This is a genomic window from Microbacterium sp. MRS-1, from assembly GCF_000585455.1.
Classification (GTDB): domain Bacteria; phylum Actinomycetota; class Actinomycetes; order Actinomycetales; family Microbacteriaceae; genus Microbacterium; species Microbacterium laevaniformans.
In genome coordinates this window covers 1-1,504 of record NZ_JAUF01000138.1, presented here as the reverse complement: position 1 = coordinate 1,504, position 1,504 = coordinate 1, and the positions used below count along the sequence as shown (strand labels likewise).

The window sequence follows — 1,504 nt, the reverse complement described above, 5'->3', positions numbered from 1 at the left end:
TGTCGCGTCACCGTTCAAGACTCACCCACCGAGGAGCGGAACCTCTTGATCAACACGCCCTAGGCGACCTGTTCGTGGAGTCGACGAGTATCACGCAATGCGGCGTGTCCGCAGTCGTAGGCAAGCTGGACGGTGCGGCTCCCTCGAAACTTGGCAAAGCAATGCGGGCAGACTCACAGCTGGTTCGCGCCGCGTACGAGTGGGGCGCGGCAAGTGCTGATTGAGGGCACCGTCGGCGCCCAAGCCGAGGCGACGGTGCGCCGGCTGGCGCGCGTGCTCGTTGAGAGGATTCCACCCTCGTCCGCGCTTACTCTCGCGGTCGCGACCACGGAAGCCCACGTCGACACCACAATTCAGCAGCTCTTTGACCTGTCGCCCGCCCGACGATCCAGGCTCGGTGACTTCTTGATAGAGCGTTCGGCATCGGCTTTCAAGCAGACATGGTCGAGTCGCCACCAGGTTCTCCGGGAGGGGTTCGGTGTAGCCATCGAACCCCAGACGGTCATTCAAAATCTGCTTCTTGTTGTCGACGCGCGCAACGCCTTCGCACATGGTGACGGCGCGCTGACTGAGTTTCAAACAGCTAACTGGTCTCGGGCGAATGAGCTTCGACGAGACATGCGGCGAAAGCTGCACGCGACAGTCGTCGGTCGCATCATCATCATTACGCCGGAGTCACTCGAAGTCGCGGTCAGAATGCTGATCGCTTACGTCGTTGCACTGGACGCGGCGGTGGCTGCCGCTGTCTCGTCGGTGTCCTAAGTAGTCACTCCCACGCGGATGGCGGTGCGGAGGTCGCTTAGGGTCACACCGATTGAAGTGAGCGATGCGCGCATCTCGTCAAAGACCGGGGCCGTGCCATCCGGATCCTCGATTGTGAGGACCGCAGCGAACGCGATACCTCGCGTCGGGATCGCTTCGCCAGCGCGGGTGAGATAGTTCACATCCAGTCGCCAGTCCGCCGATTCGCCAATACCGCGTTGGATCGATCTGCCATATGACTTCAGCGGGAACCACTTGCCGAGCTCCGTCGAGAGTGACCGCTCGTTGGCGTAGGTGAACCCGGAAAAAAACTGGTGAGTCGCTTCTGCCTTGCTGTTGAAGGTGCCATTCGCGTTGGCTTGCTTAATAGCGCCATCGAGGTTGACGCGCACACGTTCCCATCCGTGAACGTTCGCTATCGCGGGCTGGGTGGCAAGCGTCAGACGCACATTCCCACGGCACGCGCCTTCGGGTGTAACGAGGGACGGGGGCCAGGTGAACGGGAACTCGACACAGCGCCCGGGAAGGATCGTGTCGCTCAACACGATCGAGATCCGGTGAGGGGTGCCATCCAAAGTCTCTTCGACGCTAGGCAAGACACCGCGGCCAACGAAGGACGATGAAATCGACCGGAGCCGACGATCGTCGAGCGCTGTTGGTACCGCTGCGGAGTGAGCAGCTAGGGCGTGTTGATCAAGAAGGTGCGGGGTGGCCAGCCGCCGCGAGTTGCGCGGGAGAATGG

Annotated in this window: 2 protein-coding genes; one reads left to right on the top strand and one right to left on the bottom strand. The window is 61.7% G+C overall.

Translation table 11 applies throughout. The annotated features are described in order from the left end of the window. The first annotated feature begins 213 nt into the window (after positions 1-213). Positions 214-762: a hypothetical protein gene (locus AS96_RS14580; RefSeq protein ID WP_036291394.1), complete on the top strand. Its 549-nt coding sequence runs from the start codon at positions 214-216 to the stop codon at positions 760-762. Here the strand turns inward: AS96_RS14580 and AS96_RS15870 are convergent. Continuing rightward, positions 759-1,504: hypothetical protein (locus AS96_RS15870; RefSeq protein ID WP_231477303.1), on the bottom strand; the 746-nt coding region annotated here is incomplete at its 5' end. The two genes, AS96_RS14580 and AS96_RS15870, sit on opposite strands and share 4 nt — an antisense overlap.